This is a genomic window from Zobellella sp. DQSA1, assembly GCF_041950555.1.
Lineage (GTDB): Bacteria > Pseudomonadota > Gammaproteobacteria > Enterobacterales > Aeromonadaceae > Oceanimonas.
Map to the genome: position 1 here is coordinate 376,093 of NZ_CP169531.1, position 19,535 is coordinate 395,627.

General features: G+C 62.6%; 19 protein-coding genes. 10 read left to right on the forward strand and 9 right to left on the reverse strand.

Features of this window, described 5'->3' with window-relative positions; all coding sequences use genetic code 11:
• Positions 1-16: 16 nt before the first annotated feature.
• The gene (locus tag ACEVBK_RS01875) at positions 17-1,813 is read right to left on the reverse strand and encodes a SulP family inorganic anion transporter (protein WP_375056928.1); all 1,797 of its coding nucleotides are present in this window, start codon (positions 1,811-1,813) and stop codon (positions 17-19) included.
• A gap of 252 nt (positions 1,814-2,065) precedes the next feature.
• On the opposite strand from ACEVBK_RS01875, the gene ACEVBK_RS01880 reads away from it, so the two are divergent.
• Both ACEVBK_RS01880 and ACEVBK_RS01885 read left to right on the forward strand, forming a co-directional pair.
• On the forward strand, positions 2,066-3,385 hold the full coding sequence (locus ACEVBK_RS01880; RefSeq protein WP_375056929.1) for an aldehyde dehydrogenase family protein: 1,320 nt from the start codon (positions 2,066-2,068) through the stop codon (positions 3,383-3,385).
• A gap of 191 nt (positions 3,386-3,576) precedes the next feature.
• Positions 3,577-3,984, forward strand: a complete 408-nt coding sequence (locus ACEVBK_RS01885; protein ID WP_375056930.1) for a DUF3461 family protein — start codon at positions 3,577-3,579, stop codon at positions 3,982-3,984.
• A 44-nt stretch (positions 3,985-4,028) separates the two neighbouring features.
• Here ACEVBK_RS01885 and ACEVBK_RS01890 read toward each other — a convergent pair whose 3' ends face one another.
• Positions 4,029-4,277: a hypothetical protein gene (locus ACEVBK_RS01890; RefSeq protein ID WP_375056931.1), complete on the reverse strand. Its 249-nt coding sequence runs from the start codon at positions 4,275-4,277 to the stop codon at positions 4,029-4,031.
• A gap of 231 nt (positions 4,278-4,508) precedes the next feature.
• On the opposite strand from ACEVBK_RS01890, the gene ACEVBK_RS01895 reads away from it, so the two are divergent.
• On the forward strand, positions 4,509-4,850 hold the full coding sequence (locus ACEVBK_RS01895; RefSeq protein WP_375056932.1) for a DUF3461 family protein: 342 nt from the start codon (positions 4,509-4,511) through the stop codon (positions 4,848-4,850).
• Positions 4,851-4,922: 72 nt separating this feature from the next.
• Here the strand turns inward: ACEVBK_RS01895 and ACEVBK_RS01900 are convergent, their stop codons facing one another.
• Entirely contained in the window at positions 4,923-6,266 is a 1,344-nt protein-coding gene (locus ACEVBK_RS01900) for an NCS2 family permease (RefSeq protein WP_375056933.1), read from the reverse strand.
• Positions 6,267-6,359: 93 nt separating this feature from the next.
• A complete protein-coding gene (uraH, locus tag ACEVBK_RS01905; RefSeq protein ID WP_375056934.1) occupies positions 6,360-6,716 on the reverse strand; it encodes a hydroxyisourate hydrolase in 357 nt (118 codons plus the stop codon).
• A 363-nt stretch (positions 6,717-7,079) separates the two neighbouring features.
• On the opposite strand from uraH, the gene puuE reads away from it, so the two are divergent.
• From puuE to ACEVBK_RS01920, 3 genes are read left to right on the forward strand one after another with little or no spacing between them, the layout of a single operon-like run.
• Positions 7,080-8,003: an allantoinase PuuE gene (gene puuE, locus ACEVBK_RS01910; RefSeq protein WP_375056935.1), complete on the forward strand. Its 924-nt coding sequence runs from the start codon at positions 7,080-7,082 to the stop codon at positions 8,001-8,003.
• A complete protein-coding gene (gene uraD / locus ACEVBK_RS01915; protein ID WP_375056936.1) occupies positions 8,003-8,518 on the forward strand; it encodes a 2-oxo-4-hydroxy-4-carboxy-5-ureidoimidazoline decarboxylase in 516 nt (171 codons plus the stop codon). The genes puuE and uraD overlap by 1 nt, the downstream gene beginning before the upstream one ends.
• Positions 8,519-8,570: 52 nt before the next feature.
• Positions 8,571-9,071, forward strand: a complete 501-nt coding sequence (locus ACEVBK_RS01920) for an ureidoglycolate lyase (RefSeq protein WP_375058495.1) — start codon at positions 8,571-8,573, stop codon at positions 9,069-9,071.
• Between the two features lie 235 nt (positions 9,072-9,306).
• Here ACEVBK_RS01920 and ACEVBK_RS01925 read toward each other — a convergent pair whose 3' ends face one another.
• Positions 9,307-10,050 carry a phosphatase gene (locus ACEVBK_RS01925; protein ID WP_375056937.1) on the reverse strand — a complete coding sequence of 248 codons (744 nt, stop codon included), beginning with the start codon at positions 10,048-10,050 and terminating at the stop codon, positions 9,307-9,309.
• 210 nt (positions 10,051-10,260) lie between these two features.
• On the opposite strand from ACEVBK_RS01925, the gene ACEVBK_RS01930 reads away from it, so the two are divergent.
• Complete coding sequence (locus ACEVBK_RS01930; RefSeq protein WP_375056938.1) at positions 10,261-10,563, forward strand: metal-sulfur cluster assembly factor; 303 nt, start codon at positions 10,261-10,263, stop codon at positions 10,561-10,563.
• A gap of 6 nt (positions 10,564-10,569) precedes the next feature.
• Here the strand turns inward: ACEVBK_RS01930 and ACEVBK_RS01935 are convergent, their stop codons facing one another.
• Positions 10,570-11,619 carry an AI-2E family transporter gene (locus ACEVBK_RS01935; RefSeq protein WP_375056939.1) on the reverse strand — a complete coding sequence of 350 codons (1,050 nt, stop codon included), beginning with the start codon at positions 11,617-11,619 and terminating at the stop codon, positions 10,570-10,572.
• Between the two features lie 150 nt (positions 11,620-11,769).
• Here ACEVBK_RS01935 and ACEVBK_RS01940 point away from each other — a divergent pair, with 150 nt between their 5' ends.
• Complete coding sequence (locus tag ACEVBK_RS01940) at positions 11,770-12,777, forward strand: hypothetical protein (protein WP_375056940.1); 1,008 nt, start codon at positions 11,770-11,772, stop codon at positions 12,775-12,777.
• On the opposite strand, the gene ACEVBK_RS01945 is transcribed toward ACEVBK_RS01940, so the two are convergent.
• Positions 12,762-14,432 (reverse strand): methyl-accepting chemotaxis protein, encoded by a 1,671-nt coding sequence (locus ACEVBK_RS01945; RefSeq protein WP_375056941.1) that lies wholly within the window; start codon positions 14,430-14,432, stop codon positions 12,762-12,764. The genes ACEVBK_RS01940 and ACEVBK_RS01945 overlap by 16 nt on opposite strands.
• 186 nt (positions 14,433-14,618) lie before the next feature.
• Here ACEVBK_RS01945 and ACEVBK_RS01950 point away from each other — a divergent pair, with 186 nt between their 5' ends.
• Complete coding sequence (locus ACEVBK_RS01950; protein WP_375056942.1) at positions 14,619-16,556, forward strand: alkaline phosphatase D family protein; 1,938 nt, start codon at positions 14,619-14,621, stop codon at positions 16,554-16,556.
• Here ACEVBK_RS01950 and ACEVBK_RS01955 read toward each other — a convergent pair.
• Both ACEVBK_RS01955 and ACEVBK_RS01960 read right to left on the reverse strand, forming a co-directional pair.
• Positions 16,553-17,860, reverse strand: coding sequence for a short-chain fatty acid transporter (locus ACEVBK_RS01955; RefSeq protein ID WP_375056943.1), 1,308 nt, complete (start codon positions 17,858-17,860; stop codon positions 16,553-16,555). The two genes, ACEVBK_RS01950 and ACEVBK_RS01955, sit on opposite strands and share 4 nt — an antisense overlap.
• 136 nt (positions 17,861-17,996) lie before the next feature.
• Positions 17,997-18,416, reverse strand: a complete 420-nt coding sequence (locus tag ACEVBK_RS01960) for a VOC family protein (RefSeq protein WP_375056944.1) — start codon at positions 18,414-18,416, stop codon at positions 17,997-17,999.
• 103 nt (positions 18,417-18,519) lie between these two features.
• Here ACEVBK_RS01960 and ACEVBK_RS01965 point away from each other — a divergent pair, with 103 nt between their 5' ends.
• A complete protein-coding gene (locus ACEVBK_RS01965) occupies positions 18,520-19,515 on the forward strand; it encodes a LacI family DNA-binding transcriptional regulator (protein WP_375056945.1) in 996 nt (331 codons plus the stop codon).
• Positions 19,516-19,535: the final 20 nt, after the last annotated feature.

Here is a 19,535-nt window from a genome sequence, read left to right on the forward strand (position 1 = left end):
TACGGCCAGAAGCGGGCTAGGCTGGCTGCCGGGCTATCACCTCATCGGCGACGGGTAACTCGCCGGGTGGGGCGATATGGCACTCCCGGAAGATCCGGGCGGTGCAGGTTTTGCACACCGCCGGATCCAGTTGTTCATAGATGCGGTGGATGGCTCGGCCCTTGTTGGTGAAGACATGATCCGCGCCGATGTCGTCGAGCAGGTTGTTGCGGGCCAGGAAACGGCTGACCCCCTCCTTGAGGTTGGACAGATACAGGTCTCCCCCTTCGGCCCGGCGGCGCCGGACCTCCTGTACCAGCATCTCGGCGCCGACGATGTCCACGAAGTTGATGCCGCTGCCCACGATCAGCAATCGCGGTTCACGGATATTCTGCAGGTATTCCTGCACATGGTTTACCGCCCCGAAGAACAAGGATCCTTCGATGCGGATGATGCGCAGCTGGGGGCAGTAGGGCAGGCGGCGTTGCTCGGCACTGACGAAGGCGGGGTGCTGGGCATCCGGGTCCGGTAGTATGGCGACGATGCGCGGGGTGGAGGTGCGCTTGAGGTAGAACACCAGTGACAGCAGCACGCCTGCATAGATGGCAAACTCCATGGCGACGAAGAGGGTGGCGAAGAAGGTGGTCAGCAGCACCGCCGCCTCCGACTTGCCGACCCGGATGATCAGCCGGATATGGTGGAAATCGATCAGGTTCCAGGCCACCACCAGCAGCAGGCCTGCCATGGCAGGCATGGGCAGCCAGGCGGTGAAATCGGAAAACAGCAGCAGGATCAGCAGCAGCCAGAACCCGGCGAAGATGGCCGCCAAGGGGGTGCGGGCGCCGGAGGTGTAGTTGATCCCGGTGCGGGTGAAGGAGCCGGACGAAACGTAGCAGGAGAAAAAGGCGCCCACCACATTCGACAGTCCCTGGCCGACGAACTCCTGGTTGCCGTCCAGCCGTTGGTGGGAGCGGCTGGCCACGGCCCGGGCGATGGACACCGCCTCTACCAGGCCGAGCAGGCCGATGGCCAGCGCCCCCGGCCCCATGGCGCTCAGGGCGCCGAAGCTCAGGTCGGGCAGGCTGAAGGGAGGCAGGGCGGCGGGGATGGCGCCTACCAGGGCGATCCGTTCACCACCGGGGTCCAGCACCAGGGCCAGCAGACTGGCCAGCACCAGGGCCAGCAGCATGTTGGGCCAGCGGGGACGGAAGCGTTTTATCAGCACGCAGCCGAGCAGGCTGACCAGGGCCACCGCCAGGCTGGGCAGGTCGGCCTCGGGCAGGTGTTGCAGTAGTTGCCACCATTGGTCAGCCACCGAGCCGTCGGTGGTGAGCTCGAGCCCGAAAAAATTCTGCAGCTGGCTGGAGCCGATTACCACGGCGGCACCGGCGGTAAAGCCGAGCACCACCGAGTGGGACACGAAGTTGACCAGCACCCCCAGCCGGGCGGTGGCCAGGGCCAACTGGAACAGCCCCGCCAGCAGCGTCAGGGTCAGCGCCAGCCGGATGAACTCGGCCGAGCCGGGCTCGGCCAGGGGGCTGATGGTGGTGAAGACGACGATGGACAGGGCGGCGGTAGGACCGGAGATCAGGTGCCAGGAGGAGCCGAACAGGGCGGCGACCATGGCCGGTATGATGGCGGCATAGAGGCCGAACTCGGGGGGCAGGCCCGCGATCAGCGCATAGGCCACGCCCTGGGGCAGCACTATGATGGCGTTGGTCAGGCCGGCCAGGATATCGCCCTGTAGCACGGCACCTTTGACCATGGGGGCCCATTGTAGAAAAGGCAGCAGCCGGGTCCAGGCGGCCACGCTTCCCATTTCCTTGTTCGCCATGATGCTCCCCCTCTGGTGTCTGCTTCGGTCGGCGCCTATTAAAGCATGCCTGGTATGCGGCCTTCAGCCGGGATCGATGCGGGATCCGGAAAGAATGGCGTCTTCTCAATTATGGCTGGCCCCATCCCGGGCCGGGAACTGGCATTTGTTGACGGGGTCACCTCTCTGTAACGTCGGGTCCAGGTACCTTCCCCGCCGCGGAGCCAAGGGGTTGGCTGCCGTCTCCCGCCTTAAGGACAAGAGGACAGCACCATGGCATTTATTTCCTTCAATCCGGCCACCGGCCAGCAGAATGGGGTGTTCGAGACGTTGTCCGCCAGCCGGCTGGAACGCTGCCTGCAGCAGGGCGGCGAGGTGGCCGAGCGATGGCGACAGAGCCCCTTTGCCGAGCGTGCCGCCCTGCTTAACCGGCTGGCCGCGTTGTTATCGGCCAACCGGGAGCGACTGGCCCTGTGTATCACCCGGGAGATGGGCAAGCTGCTGAGCGAGTCCCTGGCCGAGGTGGATCGCTGTGCCCACGAGTGTGCCTATTTCGCCGCCCATGGCCAGGCCATGCTGCCGCTGGCGCACAGCCTGACCACCTTCGAGCCCGTGGGCACGGTATTGCTGCTCAGCTCATGGCGCTTTCCCCTGTGGCAACTGTTTCGCATGCTGGCGCCGACCCTGATGGCCGGCAACGCCGTGCTGCTGAAGCTGGCCGAGAACCTGCCCCTCTGCGCCCGTGAAATCGAGGCCCTGATGCGGGAGGCGGAGGTGCCAGAGGGGCTGGTGGCGAGCTTGGTTGTCGACAAGGCCCAGGTGGCCGAGCTGATCCGGGATCCCCGGGTTCAGGCCCTGGGCTTCAGCGGAAACCGGGCGGACGGTGCCCGGCTGTCGGCCCTGGCCGCGCAGCAGCTGAAGCCGGTAGCTCTGGAATTGGACGAAGCCGAGTTACACATGGTGCTGGATGATGCGGATCTGGAATTGGCGGTGGAGGCCGCGCTGCATGCGCGTTTCAGCAACGCCGGCCAGCATGGGGTGGGGGCGGGGAGCTTTATGGTGACGCCGGCCATGGCCGACGACTTCGTGGCCTTGCTGGCGGCCCGGCTGGCTGCGTGGCAGCCCGGGCATCCCGAAGATCTTGATAGCCGTATGGCCCCTTTGGCTACCCAGCGACTGCGGGAAGAACTGCATCGGCAACTGACGGCGGCGATCCTCGACGGTGCTCGTCCGGTGATGGGGGGCGATCTGCCCGCCGGGAAGGGCTGGTATTACCCGGCTTCGCTGCTGGATGGAGTCAGGCCGGAAATGGCGCTGTTTCGCGGCCTGCCGAGCGGCCCTCTGGCCGCCGTGGTGCGGGTACGGGATGCCGAGCAAATGGGTACCCTGTGCCGGGGGCTTGGAGCGGACGGCGGGGCCCGCATCTGGACCCGGGACCTGGACCAGGCCGAGCGGTTGGCTCGCCGGCTGCCCTTCGGTCGCTGCCTGGTGAACCAGGCTCCGGGTCGGGTCTGTCCGCCGGGAGCGGCGGTGGAAGAGCATTTCAGCATCAAGGCGTTCTGCCGGATGAAATCGCTGCTGATGTCGGTATAGGAACTGGTTCCAGCGAGTTATTAAATCTGGCTCTGTCTGGTCCCGGCGAGGGTTGCTTATAATCCGGCCACTCATTGCCTGGTTTGCCCGGAGTGGTACTCGACGGTCAGGGATCTGACGCCCCTAGCGCAATAGCCGGCCTGTGGCCGGCTCATGGTTAACGCAGTATCAGCTTTATTGGGCGAAAACAGATGACAGCACAGTATCCGACCCTGGAACAGATGGGGATCACCTCTTTCGACAACATCAGCAAATACAGTCTACGCCGCGAGGCCCGGGCCGACGTGCTCAAGGTCTATTACCGCCGGCCGCGAGGCTCCCTGCTGTCGCGCAGCAAGAAATTCACCTTCGCCCGGCCCAAGTCCAGGGTGGTGGTCGAATTCCAGAAAACCGCTCAGTGGCACCAGTTGGAAGACACCAGCCCGGTATTGCGCCAGGCCCTGGTGGAACTGCGCCAGTTGCTGAAACCCGCCGAATCGGCCGAAGACGACTCCACCCGGGACGGTAAGCAGCAACTGCTGCAGGATCTGGAGCATATGGAGCGGGTGATGAAGGCCAAGCTGGAAGAGCTGCGCCGGCAGATAGCGGCGTTGAAGTAACGACAGGGGCGGTCATTACCGCCCCTGTCAGATTTTTTGCCTGGTCAGGCTCCGGCCGCCTGCTGCCGGAGCAGTGACTCCGCCATCTTCTTGCCGAACAGCTCCATCACCGCCTGTTCATCCCCCCCGGCTTCGCGCAGGGCGCCGACCATGGCTTCCAGAGTGGGCAGGGTCTTCTCCAGCAGTTGCTGCAGGTAATGCTCGGGGCTGACCCGGGTATAGGCTTCGTATTCGGCAAACAGCGTGCTGGTGGTGTCATCCAGCCTGATGGTCACTTCCTTTTGTTTCGACATAACCGCTTCCCTCTAGAAATGGAGTAGTGATGGTTCACCAATCTAGAATCCCTGGCCGCCGGTGGTTAGCACCAGCACCAGGGCGGGGATGGGACCAGCTGGACTCAGCCAGGGTGCCCGACTGGCTCTAATGCTTCGGCGGCCGTGGGATTACCCTCCATGTTAACGATATGTAAATATCACTTTGCCGCCGGGGCGGCCCCGCCATCCGGCCATCAAGAGGTAACCGTTATGCCAGTGTTTACCACCCTGACCGCCATGGGTATCAAGGACGTCGACCAGATCAGCCGTTTCAAGGTGACGGAACGGAGCGATCACGATGAGCTCAAGGTCTGGTTCCAGCGCCCTGCCGATTCTTGCCTGCCGGCCAGCGTCAAGTTCCGCTTTCCCCACGGCAACAATCCCGAGGTGCTGGCCGCTCTGCACAAGGCGACGGACGAACTCGAGCAGATCCTGGGGCAGGGCAACACCGATCCCCGGGCGGCTATCATGCGCGGCCTGGAACAGTTCGAACGGGTGATGGAAGCCAAGATGGCGGAGATCAAGGGACGGCTGGCGAAGCTGCCGGCCTGAGCCGGCCTTTACGACCATAAAAAAACCACCGGGCAAGCCGGTGGTTTTTTTGTTTTGTGGGAGGGCTGGGCGTTACATAAACACGAACTTGGCGATAAAGATGGCGCTCAGGATATAGACGCTGATGGATACGTCGCGCGGGTGGCCGGTGGCCATCTTCAGCACCGTGTAGGTGACGAAGCCCATGGCGATACCGTTGGCGATGGAGAAGGTCAGCGGCATCATCAGCGCGGTTACCGCGGCCGGTGCCATTTCGGTGAAGTCGTCCCAGTTGATTTTCGCCATGCTGCTCATCATGGCGAAGGCCACGAAGATCAGGGCGCCGGCGGTGGCATAGGGCGGTATCATGCCGGCCAGGGGGGCCAGAAACATGGACAGCAGGAACAGCGCGGCGATGGTCACGGCGGTCAGGCCGGTACGGCCCCCGGCGGCGACGCCGGCGGCGCTTTCCACATAGCTGGTTACCGGCGGGCAGCCGACGAAGGTACCGACCACGGAGGAAGCGCTGTCGGCCTTCAGGGATTTTTTCAGGCCTTCGATGCTGCCGTCCGGGCGGCGCAGGTTGGCGCGCTCGGCCACGCCCATCAGGGTGCCGGCGGTGTCGAACATATTGACGAACAGGAAGGCCAGGATCACGGTGATCATGCCGATATCCAGCGCGCCCATGATGTCGAGCTTCATAAAGGTCGGCTCTATGCTCGGCGGCATGGCGAAAATGCCGTTGTATTCGACGATGCCCATGAACAGGCCGATCAGGGTCACGCTCATCACTCCGATCAGCACGGCGCCGAACACCTTGCGATGTACCAGGATGGAAATAATCAGGAAGCAGGCTGCGGCCAGCAGGGCGCTGGGCTTGGTGAAATCGCCCAGGGTCACCAGGGTGGCCGGGCTTTCCACCACTATGCCGGCGGTTTTCAGGCCGATCAGGCCGAGGAACAGGCCCACGCCCGCGGTCATGGCGTAGCGCAGGGATTCGGGAATGGAGTCGAGCACCCATTCGCGGATTTTCCAGAAACTCATGGCGGTGAAGATCACGCCGGACCAGAATACGGCGCCCAGCGCCACTTCCCAGCTGTAACCCATTTCTCCGACCACGGTGAAGGCGAAGAAGGCGTTCAGGCCCATGCCGGGGGCCAGGCCGACCGGCCAGTTGGCGTACAGTCCCATGAACAGGGTGGCGATGGCGGCACCGATGCAGGTGGCGACGAACACGGCGCCCGCATCCATACCCGAGGCGGACATGATATTCGGGTTAACAAAAATAATGTATGCCATGGTGATAAAGGTGGTCAGGCCGGCGACCAGCTCGGTTTTGACCGTAGTGCCGTGGGCACTTAACTTGAACCACCTGTCCAGCAGGCCCCCGGAAACCGGGAGGGTTTGAGGTGTTGGCTCATTCTTGATGTTTTCCATGACCTGAAGTCCTCGAATAGGTTGAGTTGCAGACTGCCAATGCCGCACGATTTTCCTTCGTCCACGGAATTGGCAGGAGCCGTCTGCGACCCGTCAGCTGCCTCTGTAGGTAGAATAGCTGTAGGGCGCGATCAGCAGGGGTACGTGGTAATGCTCTTCGCCGGCGGCGATCCCGAAGCGGATGACAACGTCGTCCAGGAAGGCCGGTTCGAGCAGCTCAATACCTTGTTTCTTAAAGTAACTGGAGGTGTGGAACACCAGCTGGTATTTACCGGCTACGTAGTCGTCACCTGCCAGGATGGGCGCATCGGTACGGCCGTCGTGGTTGGTGTAGACGGTGTTGATCAGCGAGGTTTGCTCGCCTGCTTCCACCCGGTACAGTTCAACTTTGATCTCGGAGCCCGGCAGGCCCCTGGCGGTATCCAATACGTGTGTAGTCAATTTTCCCATTTTTAGTTACCTTGCGCGTATTACGCGTCTCCGTTAGTCCAAGGTACTGTCTTCGCTAGGCGTCGACAGAATTAACTTTACATCAAGATAAATTATCTCGTCTACATTTAATTAACAAAAATGTGTACAATGAGCTCGGCGATATGTGCTACAAAGCTCTCGTCTATCTTGATCAAGGAAGATTGTCTTTGCTTTGGTGCCTCAAAGCAAGAATTCCCGATAAGATCCGATACAAAAACTAAACCTGTTATTTACATATATTGATTTTATTGTATACAATAAAGTTATTACGATGACCGGCAAGCCCCCTTCATGATGCTTGTCTCGGCCGGTTTCCAAAGCTGCGTTTCAAGGAGTTTTCCGATGAGCCAAAACAAAGACTATCCCCGTGACCTCATCGGGTATGGAGCCAACCCTCCTCACCCACAATGGCCCGGTGATGCTCGTGTCGCCATTTCCTTCGTGCTGAACTATGAAGAGGGTGGCGAGCGCAACGTCCTGCATGGGGACGGTGAGTCCGAAGCCTTTCTGTCCGAGCTGCCCGGGGCGGTTGCCTGGGAAGGCGTACGCCATATGAGTATGGAGTCGGTCTATGAGTATGGCAGCCGGGCCGGCGTATGGCGCCTGCTGCGCCTGTTCAAAAAGTACGACATTCCGCTCACCATCTTCGCCGTGGCCAGTGCCATCGAGCGTTATCCGGAGCTTGCCAAGGCCTTTGTGGATGAAGGCCACGAGATCTGCTCCCACGCCTACAAGTGGATCACTTATCAGTGGATGAGCGAGAAGGAAGAGCGCGAGCAGTTGCACAAGGCCATCGAGACCATCGAGCGGGTCTGCGGGCAGCGTCCGCTGGGCTGGTATACCGGCCGTGACAGTCCCAACACCCGCAAGCTGGTAATGGAAGAGGGTGGCTTCATGTACGACTCCGACTCCTATGCCGACGATCTGCCCTATTGGGTCGACAACAACGGCAAGGGCCACCTGGTGATCCCCTATACCCTGGACACCAACGACATGCGCTTCGCGACCCAGCAGGGTTTCAACAGCGGCGAGCAGTTCTACCAGTACCTGAAAGATGCCTTTGACGTGCTGTACGAAGAAGGGGCCGAGGCGCCCAAGATGCTGTCCATCGGCATGCACTGCCGCCTGTTGGGCCGCCCTGCCCGCATGGCCGCGCTGGAGCGTTTCGTCAAATATGCCTGCAGTCATGATCGGGTCTGGTTTACCCGCCGTATCGACATTGCCAAGCACTGGCACGAGCAGCACCCTTACAAAGGAACCAAGTAATGAGCCGCTTTACTACCTGTACCCCCAGCACCATGAGCCGCGCCGACTTCGTGGCGGCTTTTGGCGACATCTATGAACATTCCGCCTGGGTGGCTGAAACCGCCTTCGACCTGGGCCTGAATGCGGAAGACGACGAGATTGCGCAGCTGCACGGCCGCATGGCCGGGGTGCTGCTGGCCGCCGACAAAGAGGCCCAACTGGCGCTGATTAATGCTCACCCGGATTTGGCCGGCAAGGCGGCGGTGGAAGGCAAGCTGACCCAGGCCTCCACCAACGAGCAGGCCGGCGCCGGTATCGACCAGTGCACCGCGGAAGAGTTCGCCCGCTTCACCGAGCTGAACAACGCCTACAAGGAAAAGTTCGCCTTTCCCTTTATCATGGCGGTGAAAGGCTCGAACCGGCACCAGATCCTGGCCGCCTTTGAAGAGCGCATCCACAACGACTACGACACCGAGTTTGATCGCGCCGTCAAGGAAATCAACAAGATAGCCCTTTTTCGCTTGAGCGACATGTAACAGGGCGGGGTGCCCGGCACCCCGTTTTTTATCCGTTTCGGAGACCGAGATGATCAAGACCCTCAAGATAGAGCCACTGACCAGGGAAGCCTTCGCGCCCTTCGGCGACGTGATCGAGTCCGAAGGCCGCGATTACTTCATGATTAACAACGGCTCTACCCGCCGCTACCACCAGGTGGGCGAAGTGCAGCTGGACGAACAGGGCCAGGGTATCATCAGTATCTTCCGGGCCAAGACCCTGGACTATCCGTTGTCGGTCAAGATGCTGGAACGCCATCCCTTCGGCTCCCAGTCCTTTATCCCGTTGTTCGGCCATGAGTTTCTGCTGGTGGTGGCGCCGCCGGGCACCGATACCGTGGATCCGGCCGAAGTGCGCGCCTTCCGCGCCACCGGTCGCCAGGGTGTGAACTACCATCGCGGCGTCTGGCACCACCCGATACTGGCGCTGCGCGACGACGACGAATTCCTGGTGGTGGATCGCAGTGGCCCCGGCAACAACTGTGACGAATACTTCTTCGACGAGTCCGTCCAGCTGACCCTGGAACTGGGCTGAGTCCCTTTTAAGCCCCGACGCCGTTTGAGGGGGGGGCCAGCAGGCGACAGCGGGGCGATAGGGAGGACAAAGGGAGCAGCTTTGCCGACCCTCCGCGCCAGGGATGGCGCGGCGGAGCCTCCATGGATGGATTTACGGCGTGTCGGCGGAGTTGGTCCTTTGGCCGACTTCTTCAGTTATGACAATCACTTTGTCAGTAAGCAGAGACAGGCCCTGTGGCCTGCCTCTGCCGTTTTCAACGCAGCTCATCAAACTCCGCGATACGCGGATGGCCCCGCCGCTCCAGAAAACCCAGCAGCTTGTCCGGATCCGTCGCCAGTATCCGCTCCCGGGGAAACTCCAGTTCGGTCACCAGCCGGTGGCAGTGCTCGAACTGACCCAGGGTGAAGGCCACGTGGGAGTCGGAGCCGAAGGTGAGCCAGGCGCCCAGATCCCGTGCCGCCGCCACTATGGCCCGGCAGTTGTCCTCGCTGCCCCGGCGCGAGTGGTTGAACGAAGAGTTGTTGATCTCCAGCGCCACGTCGTACTCGGCCGCCGCCGCCACCACCGCGGTGATGTCGATGGGGTAGGCCGGGTTGCCCGGATGGCTGATGATGTCCACCTTGCCGCTCTTGATGGCATTGATCATGGCGGTGGTATGGCGGGCCGGGTCCGCCGGCGGGAACACCGGCTCGTGGAAGCCGGCCACCACCAGGTCCAGGCAGTCGAAGTAGCGCTCGGGAAAGTCGATCTCTCCCGCCTCGTTCTTGATGTTGGCCTCGATGCCGCGCAGTATGCCTACTCCGTCCACCACCCGGGGCAGCACCCGCATATTGACGAAGTGCCAGTAGTGGGGGGCGTCGGCCATGTCCGGGCCGTGATCGGTGAGGGCGAACAGCTTGATGCCGCGGGCGCGGGCGATGGGCAGGTAGTCGTGTAGCGTACTGTAGGCGTGGGTGCTGGCCACCGTATGGCTATGGGTATCGACGAAATAGGTCATGGGTGCGTCTCCGTGAAAACGGTGACCAGCATAGCAAAAATAGACCGGCCGCCGCGATGATTTAGCCCTCTGCTGGCGCGATCGTCCGCCGATAAATATCTCCCTCAAGCAGAAGCTGATGCTCTCGTACGGCCGCCAGCCGGGCCCCTTGTGTTCTCCGGGGCGGCCGCCCATAATCGGCTTTTATGATGCATATTAACGAGGTGGTTCATGGTGACCGAACAGCAAGTACGGGATGCCCTTTGCCGGGTACTGGATCCTGAGGTGGGTGAGAACATCATCGAACTGGGGCTGGTTTATGGTATCGAGATCACCGCTCAGCGGCTGGCGGTGGTCATGACCATGACCTCACCTTCCTGCCCTATGGGCGACTGGATCCGCCAGCAGGTGGAAGCAGAGATCAAAACCCTGTGCCAGGATGGGCAACGGGCCGAGGTCGAGCTGGTATGGCAGCCGGCCTGGGGGCCGGAGCGGATGAGTCCGACCCTGCGGGCCCGGCTGGGGTGGGCATGAAGAGGCTCAGAGCGGGTGGCCGTTGAACTCCCGCATAAAGATATCCCACAGCACCAGGAACAGGGCCGCCACCAGGGGGCCTATCACGAAGCCGTTGATGCCCATCAGGCTGATGCCGCCCAGGGTGGAGAACAGCACCATGTAGTCGGGCAGCTTGGTGTCCCGGCCCACCAGGATGGGCCTCAGCACGTTGTCCGCCAGGCCTATCACCAGGGCGCCGAAGGCCGCCAGCACGGTGGCCGCTATCCAGGCGCCGGTGGCGTAGAGGTAAATCGCCACCGGCAACCATACCAGGCTGGCGCCCACCGCCGGGATCAGCGACAGGAAAGCCATCACCACCCCCCACAGCAGTGGACCGGGAATGCTCAGCGCCCAGAAGATAAAGCCCCCCAGGCCGCCCTGTACCATGGCCACCAGGATATTGCCCTTCACCGTGGCCCGGGTCACTTCCGAGAACTTGGCGAACAACTTGCGTTCGCGTTCGTCCCCCAGGGGCAGGGCCTTGATCAGCAGTTCGGTCAACTGGTGGCCGTCGCGCAACAGGAAGAAGGTAAGGTAGAGCATCAGCGCCACGTTGATGATAAAGAAGAAGGTACTCTGGCCGGCGCTGATGGCTTTTTCCGCCAGCAGCCGGCTGCCGGCTACCGCCGCTTCCGACAGCCGCTGGCGCAGGTTGTCCATGTCGATGCCGATTCGTTCCAGCAGCTCGGGCAGCAGTGGAAAGGCGCTGCGGATCTGCTCCAGCATCCGGGCCGGGTTGATTTCGCCCTGGTCGATGCTCTGGTAGAGACTCACGCCCTCCTGTACGAAGGAGAGGGCGATCAGTAGCACCGGTAGCACCACTATCACCACGCAGATCAGCAGGGTGAGCAGGGCGGCCCTGTTGGGTTTGGGGCCGATCAGGTGCAGGATGCGCTGCTGCAGCGGATAGAAGATGACGCCGATGGCGCAGGCCCAGAAGATGGCGCCCCAGAAGGGCCTGAGCACCAGTCCGAACAGCAGGCTGACCAGCAGCAGCATGAACAGAAAGGAGCGTTGTTCCAGTTTTTCGCGCATGGCGAGACGGTTCCTGATGAGACACTGCCATCATAGTAAAGAAGCCCGGGCGGTGGCGCCACCGATTCCCGGTGGCGGATTTATTGCGCCGGCGCAAGGCGGCTCCAATCGCGGGCTGCCATCATGGCCGCTCACCGAGGAGGAGAATGCATGCCGATATTACTGCTGCCGATGATAGTACTGTTACTGCTGGGGGTGGCCGGCGGCGCCTGGCGCCTGGGGGCCGACTGGCTGCCGCTGACCCATACCGGACTTATCTACCACGGCGCCCTTATGGTCAACGGCTTCTTCGCCACCCTGATAAGCGCCGAGCGCTGCGTGGCCCACGGTCGGGGCTGGGCCTGGCTGGTGCCCGCCACCGGCATCCTGGCCAGTGCCAGCCTGTGGTGGCGGCCGGAACTGGCTCCGCCCCTGTACGGCCTGCTGGCGGCGGGGATGACGATATTGTCCTGGCAGCTGTGGCGGCGTCAGCCCCAGGATTTCACCCTGCTGCTGGTGCTGGCCTGCGGAGCCCTGCTGCTGGCCAACCTGTACTGGTGGCGGCAGGGTGCCGTCGGCGCGCCCACCGAGCGGGCCTGGCTGGTATTCCTGGTGCTCACCATCGCCGCCGAGCGGCTGGAGCTGTCCCGGTTGCTGCCCAAGCCGATGTGGGCCAAACGGGTCTTTATGGGACTGGCAATGGGGCTGCTGGCCGCGCCCTGGCTGCCGTTCGGCCATTTCTGGCTGGGGGCGGCCCTGGTGGGGCTGGCGCTCTGGCTGCTGCGCTTCGACATCGCCCGCAAGACCATCCGCGGCCGCGGCCTGCCCCGCTATGTGGCCGCCTGCCTGCTGGCGGGCTATGGCTGGCTGGGCCTGAGCGGCCTGCTGTGGCTGGGGGGAGGGGGCGACATGGCGCTGCACGGGGTCATGCTGGGCTTCGTGATGGCCATGGTGTTCGGCCACGCGCCGGTGATAGCCCCGGCGCTGCTGAAGATACAGTGCCATTACCACCGGTTGCTGTACCTGCCCCTGGCGTTGCTGCAACTGGGGCTGCTGGCCCGCCACGACTGGCCCCGGGTAAGCGCCCAGCTGACCAGCCTGGCCATTCTGGGCTTCGTGCTGACCTTCATCGGCGTGCAACTGGCCGGTTACCTGCGGCGCCGTCAGGAAGTACGGTAGCGTCCCACCAGCGATTGCAGACGGGTGGCCAGTTCACCCACCTGACGGCTGATCCGGCCGGCCGCCTGGGAGCCGGTGTTGGTCTGCTCGGCGATGGCCACTATCTGGTGCACGTTGCTGTTGATGCTTTCCGACACCTGGGTCTGCTCCTCGGCGGCGCTGGCGATCTGGGCGTTCATGGTGTTGATGGTGTTCACCGCCGTGCCGATGTCGAGCAGGGCGGTGTCGATGCGTCGGGCCTCGGTCACCGTATGGCTGCTGCGCTCGCGGATGCTCTCTATGGCCTGCACCGCCTCCTTGGCGCCCTGCTGCAGCCGGGTGATCATGTTGTGAATCTCTTCGGTGCTGCTCTGGGTGCGGCCGGCCAGGGTGCGCACCTCGTCCGCCACCACCGCGAAGCCACGGCCCTGCTCCCCCGCCCGGGCCGCTTCGATGGCGGCGTTGAGCGCCAGCAGGTTGGTCTGTTCGGCGATACCGCGGATCACGTCCAGCACCGAACCTATCTGCTCCGATTCCTGCCCTAACCGCTGGATGATGTCCACTCCACCGGCCACCTGGTGCTCCAGGCCGTCGATCACCGTGATGGCCCCCTGCAGCAGCCGCTGGGCATCAGTGACCTGGGCTTCCGCCTGTTGGGCCGCGTCGGCTGCGCGGGCGGCGCTGGCCGCCACTTCCTGGGCGGTGGCCGACATCTGGTTCATGGCAGTGGCGAGCTGGTCGCTCTCGTGGTGCTGGTGGCCGATACCGGTTTCGGTCTCGTCCATAAAGCGCTGCAGTTCGGTGCTGGCCTGCTGCAGGGTGTCCGCCGACTGGCGGGTGCTCTGCACCAGTTCGCTGATCTGGCCGGCAAACTGGTTGAAGGAACGGGCCAGGGTACCCAGCTCGTGGCCATGATCGGTATTGAGCCGGCGGGTCAGATCACCTTCTCCCTGGGCGATATCCTGCATGGTGGACACCGCTTGGCGGATGGGGGCATGGATGCCTCGCGCCATCACCAGGCCGACGGCGGCGATGAGGGCCAGCAGCAGGGTGGCGGACAAGGCGGAATTGATCAGGCCCTGGCGCACCGAGCGGGACAGCTCCTGCTCCAGCCCGGCCACCGTGGCCTGCAGGTCGTCGATGTAGAAGCCGGTGCCCAGTAGCCAGTCGGTGCCCGGCACCGGGGCGATATAGGCCAGCTTGGGCGCGCCCTGCTGGCTATCGGGCTTGGGCCAGCTGTATTCCACATAGCCGCCGCCCTGGCGGCCCAGGGCCACGTATTCCTGCACCAGGCGACGCCCGTCCGGGCTGGTGGCATCGAGGTAGTTGTTGCCTTCCCGGGCCGGGTTGTCGGCGCTGACCACTTGAACGCCGTCATGGTCGTACACGAAGAAGTAACCGGTGCCCCGGTCGAAGCGTAGCCGGCGCAGCTGATCCTTGGCGATGTCGACATCGCCTCGTTGCAGCAGGGGGGCCATGCCGCTGATGGCCAGCTCCATATAGTTGGCCAACTGATCCTTACGTGCCTCGAACAGGGAGCGGTGCAGGCTGTCGCCACTCAGCGCCTTGAGGCGCAGGGACTGATCCACATTGACCCAGGTGCTAACGGCGGCCAGCAGGGCCAGAGGCAGCAGGGCCAGCAACAGTATTTTTTGCCTGATGGAAAGTCGGTTCATCCTTGATCTCGCTGCATTATTATCTGTTTACATATTTTTATCATTTTGTTTTTAATGTGTCATTTGTGTTGATACATAAATGTTCAATAAAACGTGGCCACAGGCTTTCCCGGTAACGGCAGGCGCCGATGCCTGTCGGCCGATACCGACTTTTCAACGGCTCGCCGATGCCGCTATGATGCGGCCATGGCGTTATCAACAGAGCATGACATGGCTTCCATCATCCTCGCCGGTCCGGTATTGCGCCGGGTGAGCACCGAGCGGTTGGTATTCTGGCTGGCCAGCCGTGAGCCGGTGCAATTCCGGCTGTTGCTGGACGGGCGCGCGGCCTTATTCCTGGATGGCGAGCGGCAGCAACAGTTGCGGGTGGGCACGCGCTGCTTTATCCAGTTGCTGGACCTGTCTCTGGAGCAGCCGCTGCCGACGGACACCCTGATACCCTACGATCTGCAGTGGCGGCGAGAGGGCGAAAGCGACTGGTGCGGCATGGCCGACTGGGTGCCGGATTTCGGCTACGAAGCCGGTGCCCTGCCCAGCCTGGTGGTGCGCAGCCGGCTGGACGGTATCTTGCACGGTTCCTGCCGCAAGCCGCACCATGCGGCGCCAGACGGCCTGGTAGCCGCCGACGCCTGGTTGCGCCAATGCCGGGAACACCCGTTGGAGCGGCCGGCGGTGCTGATGCTGAGCGGGGATCAGGTGTATGCGGATGACGTGGCTGGCCCCATGCTCACCGCCATCCACCAGTTGATAGAAGAGCTGGGGCTTTACCCGGAAACCCTGGCGGGCGCCTTGGTAGCTGACAGCGGCGAACTGTTCGCCAGCCGGCAAAACTACTACCGGCGCCATGAGCTGCTGCCCGACAGCAGGGTCAATCTGCCGCTGCGCAAGCGTTTTTTCGAGGGCGCGCGCAAGCCCATCTTTACCACCAGCAGCGCCGACAACCACCTGATCACCCTGGCCGAGGTGCTGGCCATGTACCTACTGGTCTGGTCGCCCGAACCCTGGCGCTTATTGCCTGAGACCCGGCCCGGGCTGGAAGGGGAACTGGCGGAGCGCTATCAAGGGGAACGGGAGCAACTGGTGGCTTTTGTCGAGGGCCTGCCTGCCGTGCGCCGGTTGCTGGCGCATCTGCCGACCCTGATGATCTTCGACGATCACGATGTCACCGACGACTGGAACCTGACCGCCGCCTGGGAAGAGAGCGCCTATGGCCATCCCTTTTCCCGGCGTATCATCGGCAACGCTTTGGTGGGGTACTTCATCTGCCAGGGTTGGGGCAACGATCCGGATGCCTTCCAAGGCGAGCCCCTGGCCTTGCTCAAGGCCTGGTGCGAGCGGCCGGACGCCGAGCGACAGGATGCCCTTATCGATCATCTGCTGAGCTTCGAACGCTGGCACTATAGCCTGGATATCCGCCCCAGGCTGCAGGTGCTGGACACCCGTACCCGCCGCTGGCGGGCCGAGTCCCACTTCGGCAGCCCGTCGGGGCTGATGGACTGGGAGGCGCTGACCGAGCTGCAGGGAGAGCTGATGCACCAGGACGCCGTGGTGATCGTCTCGCCCACACCGGTGTTCGGGGTCAAGCTGATCGAGGTGATCCAGAAGATCTTCACCTGGTTCGACAAGCCGCTGCTGGTGGATGCGGAGAACTGGATGGCGCACCAGGGCACCGCCAACGTCATCCTCAATATTTTCCGCCATGTCCGCACCCCGGCCAACTACGTGATCCTGTCCGGCGACGTGCACTACTCCTTCATGTACGATATCCGGCTGCGCCATCGACGCGGCGATCCCCATATCTGGCAGATCACCAGCAGCGGCATCAAGAACGAATTTCCGCCCCGGTTGCTGGACGTGCTGGATCGGCTCAACCGCTGGCTGTATGCGCCCCGTTCACCGCTCAACTGGTTCACCCGCCGGCGGCGGCTGGAGATCAGCCCCCATCCTCCGGTTGGCGCCGCCCGCGGCGAGCGGCTGCTGAACAAGGCCGGCATCGGCCATGTGCGTTTCAATGAGCAGGGTGAACCGGTGCTGGTACAGCAGATCACTGCCGAGGGGGTGGTGGACTTTGTTACCGACGGTAGGGCGCCGCAGGAGGCAGAGGTTATTCCGAGCCGTAATTAGAGTAACAGTAAACCCAGTCCGATGATCACCCCGGTGATGAGCAACTGGATCAGGCAGTAGCCCATGATGTCCTTGGCCTTGAGCCCGGCGATGGCGAGAGCTGGCAGCGCCCAGAAAGGTTGCAGCAGGTTGGTCCAGGCATCCCCCCAGGCTACCGCCATGGCGACGCGCGGGATATCGGCGCCCAGGGCCTGTGCCGCAGGCAGCATCACCGGTGCCTGCACCGCCCACTGACCGCCACCGGAAGGCACGAAAATATTTACCACCCCCGCACTGAGGAAACTCCAGAACGGCAGGGTGCCGGCGGTGGCGATGGCGACGAAGCCTTCGGAAATGCTCTGGGCCAACCCCGACTGCACCATGACCGCCATAATGCCCGCATAGAAGGGAAACTGGATAACGATACCGGCTCCGCCCTTGATCGCCTCATTCAGGCAGTCGAGCAGGCGGCGTGGGGTGCCGTGCAGGAGAATGGCGAGAAACAGGAACAGAAAGTTGACGATATTGAGATTGAGCCCCTTGCTCGACATAAAATACTGGAACAGGTAGGCCAGGCCGCCGATACCGACCAGCCAAGCCAGTATACGACTGTTTTCCAGGTGGTCGGCCGGGCGCAGGCTCTCACCCTTATGGGGTTCTGGATCCTGCAGCAGGGCCGGATCCACATACACGCTGTCCTGCTCTTTCGGCATCATGGCTCTGTTGATCAGAGGGACAGTGATAAACATCAGTGCCACGATAATCAGGTTGAACCAGGAAAAAATAGTGTCACCGGTGCCGATCACACCGATCTGGGCCTCGGTAAAATGGCCGGGGGTGGCGATGGTCAGAGGTACCGAACCGGCCAGTCCACCGTGCCAGACGATAAAGCCCGAGTAGGCGCTGGCAATCAGCAGCCGGTAGTCCACCTTGATGATCCGGGCCAGCGCTCTGGCAAAAAGCGCCCCTACGACCAGACCAAAGCCCCAGTTGATCCAACTGGCCATCAGCGACACCAGGGTGACCAGCAGTATGGCCTGGCCTGGGGTGGTGGCCAGGCGGGCGATGCCGGCCAGCAGGCGTTTGACCAGCGGTGTGCTGGCCAGCATAAAGCCGGTGACCAGTACCAGCAGCATCTGCATCGAGAAGGTCAACAGGCCCCAGAAACCGTCCCCCCAGTATCCTATCATTTCGAGCGGAGTACTCCCTTCCAGCAGGATGGCACAGCCAAAGACCACCAGACTCAGGATCAGTACGAAGATGTAAGGGTCGGGAAGATAGCGTTCAACCAGCTTCACCAGTGGTTTGGCGGCGCGCTCCAGCATGATCGGCTCTCGCTGTTGGTTAACAAGAAGTTAATCGTAATGGCTAATCAAAGATCAGAATGGGGTGGTCGTCAAATGGATATATCACACCGGTTTGGAGAACATCGTCATTCCGTGATGAAGGTTGTGTTTGAAACTAACTGGTCGGCCCCAGGGGCTGGCCGTGGCTGAACTCCACGTAGTTGCCGTTGGGATCCCTGACCCCGCAGTAGTAGCCCACCGGGTAGGGCTCGTCCCGGGGTGGCCAGATCAGGCAGCCCGCGGCCCTGGCCCGGGCGGCGAGGGCGTCTACCGCCTCCCGGCTGGGCAGGGCGAAGCCGAAGTGGCGATAGTCGTGGGGAGACAGTTGCAGGTCTTCGCCGCCGTTCATCAGCACGAAGATGAAGTCCTGCTCCCGTTCCGGCTCGGCCAGCCAGACAATGGTCTGGTGGTCGCTCTCGCGCCGGTGAGTTTCCACCATGCCGCAGAAGCCGCAATAAAAGCGGATGCAGGCCTCGATATCCCGCACATGCAGGGCGATATGGGTCAGACGGGGATAGTGGCATTGTGCTGTCATGGTAACTCCCACCGTAAGGATTGCCGATCATCGGGCCATCGCTGGAGCCGGGCAGCGACTTGTGGGAACATGCGGCTCCCGATGGCTGAATTCTGTATGGAGTATGGCTTCTTTAAAAGATGTCGCCAAATTGGCGGGCGTGTCCCTGATGACGGTATCCCGGGCGATCAATAGCCCGGGTAAACTGAGTCCCGAAACCTACGGCAAGGTCAAGCAGGCCATCGATGCCCTGAATTATGTGCCGGATCTGTCGGCGCGCAGGATCCGGGGCGACAAGGCGGGTCCTGCCACCCTGGGAGTGCTGGCGCTGGATACCGCCACCACCCCGTTTTCGGTCGATCTCATCCTGTCCATCGAGAAAACCGCCCGGGAGCACGGCTGGAACAGCCTGGTGGTCAACCTGTTTGATGACGACAGTGCCGAGCAAACGGTCGATCTGTTGCTGGCGCATCGGCCGGCCGGGGTGATCTTTACCACCATGGGGCTGCGCGAGGTGAGGATACCGCCAAAGTTGCGCGACCAGCCCCTGGTGCTGGCCAACTGCTTTACCCGGGAGTCGGCGGTCGCGAGTTATGTTCCCGATGACGAGCAGGGTCAGCATGATGCCATGCAGCACCTGCTTGCACGGGGTTACCGCCGTCCGCTCTGCATCCATCTGCCGGAGGCGGTGCCGGCCGCGCCGTTGCGACGGGCCGGTCTGGAGCAGGCCTGGCGGCAGGCGGGGCTGATGCCGGAGCAATTGTGGCAATACCACCTGGAGCTGGGAGACGAGCATTACCTGGATGTGCGCACCATTATCGAACGGCATATCCAAAACGGCAGGCCCGGGTTCGATGTGCTGGTGTGTGGCAACGATCGCGTTGCCTTCGTGGCCTACCAGGTGCTGCTGGCGCTGGGTCTGCGTATCCCCCAGGACGTGGCGGTGCTGGGCTACGACAACATGGTGGGCATCGGCGAGCTGTTCCTGCCGGCGTTGAGCACGGTGCAGCTACCCCATGACGAGATAGGCCGGCAAGCGGCCTTGCACCTTATCGAGCGGCGGACACACCATCATCGGGTGAAGATCGCCTGCCCCCTGCTGGCCAGAGCGTCGCTCTGACGGGGCTCAGGCCCCGCCAC

Excerpts from the sequence above, each read along its gene's own strand:
- ACEVBK_RS01875 (WP_375056928.1), bottom strand. The coding sequence starts at position 1,813 with ATGGCGAACAAGGAAATGGGAAGCGTGGCCGCCTGGACCCGGCTGCTG.
- ACEVBK_RS01880 (WP_375056929.1), top strand. The coding sequence starts at position 2,066 with ATGGCATTTATTTCCTTCAATCCGGCCACCGGCCAGCAGAATGGGGTG.
- ACEVBK_RS01885 (WP_375056930.1), top strand. The coding sequence starts at position 3,577 with ATGACAGCACAGTATCCGACCCTGGAACAGATGGGGATCACCTCTTTC.
- ACEVBK_RS01890 (WP_375056931.1), bottom strand. The coding sequence starts at position 4,277 with ATGTCGAAACAAAAGGAAGTGACCATCAGGCTGGATGACACCACCAGC.
- ACEVBK_RS01895 (WP_375056932.1), top strand. The coding sequence starts at position 4,509 with ATGCCAGTGTTTACCACCCTGACCGCCATGGGTATCAAGGACGTCGAC.
- ACEVBK_RS01900 (WP_375056933.1), bottom strand. The coding sequence starts at position 6,266 with ATGGAAAACATCAAGAATGAGCCAACACCTCAAACCCTCCCGGTTTCC.
- uraH (WP_375056934.1), bottom strand. The coding sequence starts at position 6,716 with ATGGGAAAATTGACTACACACGTATTGGATACCGCCAGGGGCCTGCCG.
- puuE (WP_375056935.1), top strand. The coding sequence starts at position 7,080 with ATGAGCCAAAACAAAGACTATCCCCGTGACCTCATCGGGTATGGAGCC.
- uraD (WP_375056936.1), top strand. The coding sequence starts at position 8,003 with ATGAGCCGCTTTACTACCTGTACCCCCAGCACCATGAGCCGCGCCGAC.
- ACEVBK_RS01925 (WP_375056937.1), bottom strand. The coding sequence starts at position 10,050 with ATGACCTATTTCGTCGATACCCATAGCCATACGGTGGCCAGCACCCAC.
- ACEVBK_RS01930 (WP_375056938.1), top strand. The coding sequence starts at position 10,261 with ATGGTGACCGAACAGCAAGTACGGGATGCCCTTTGCCGGGTACTGGAT.
- ACEVBK_RS01935 (WP_375056939.1), bottom strand. The coding sequence starts at position 11,619 with ATGCGCGAAAAACTGGAACAACGCTCCTTTCTGTTCATGCTGCTGCTG.
- ACEVBK_RS01940 (WP_375056940.1), top strand. The coding sequence starts at position 11,770 with ATGCCGATATTACTGCTGCCGATGATAGTACTGTTACTGCTGGGGGTG.
- ACEVBK_RS01945 (WP_375056941.1), bottom strand. The coding sequence starts at position 14,432 with ATGAACCGACTTTCCATCAGGCAAAAAATACTGTTGCTGGCCCTGCTG.
- ACEVBK_RS01950 (WP_375056942.1), top strand. The coding sequence starts at position 14,619 with ATGGCGTTATCAACAGAGCATGACATGGCTTCCATCATCCTCGCCGGT.
- ACEVBK_RS01955 (WP_375056943.1), bottom strand. The coding sequence starts at position 17,860 with ATGCTGGAGCGCGCCGCCAAACCACTGGTGAAGCTGGTTGAACGCTAT.
- ACEVBK_RS01960 (WP_375056944.1), bottom strand. The coding sequence starts at position 18,416 with ATGACAGCACAATGCCACTATCCCCGTCTGACCCATATCGCCCTGCAT.
- ACEVBK_RS01965 (WP_375056945.1), top strand. The coding sequence starts at position 18,520 with ATGGCTTCTTTAAAAGATGTCGCCAAATTGGCGGGCGTGTCCCTGATG.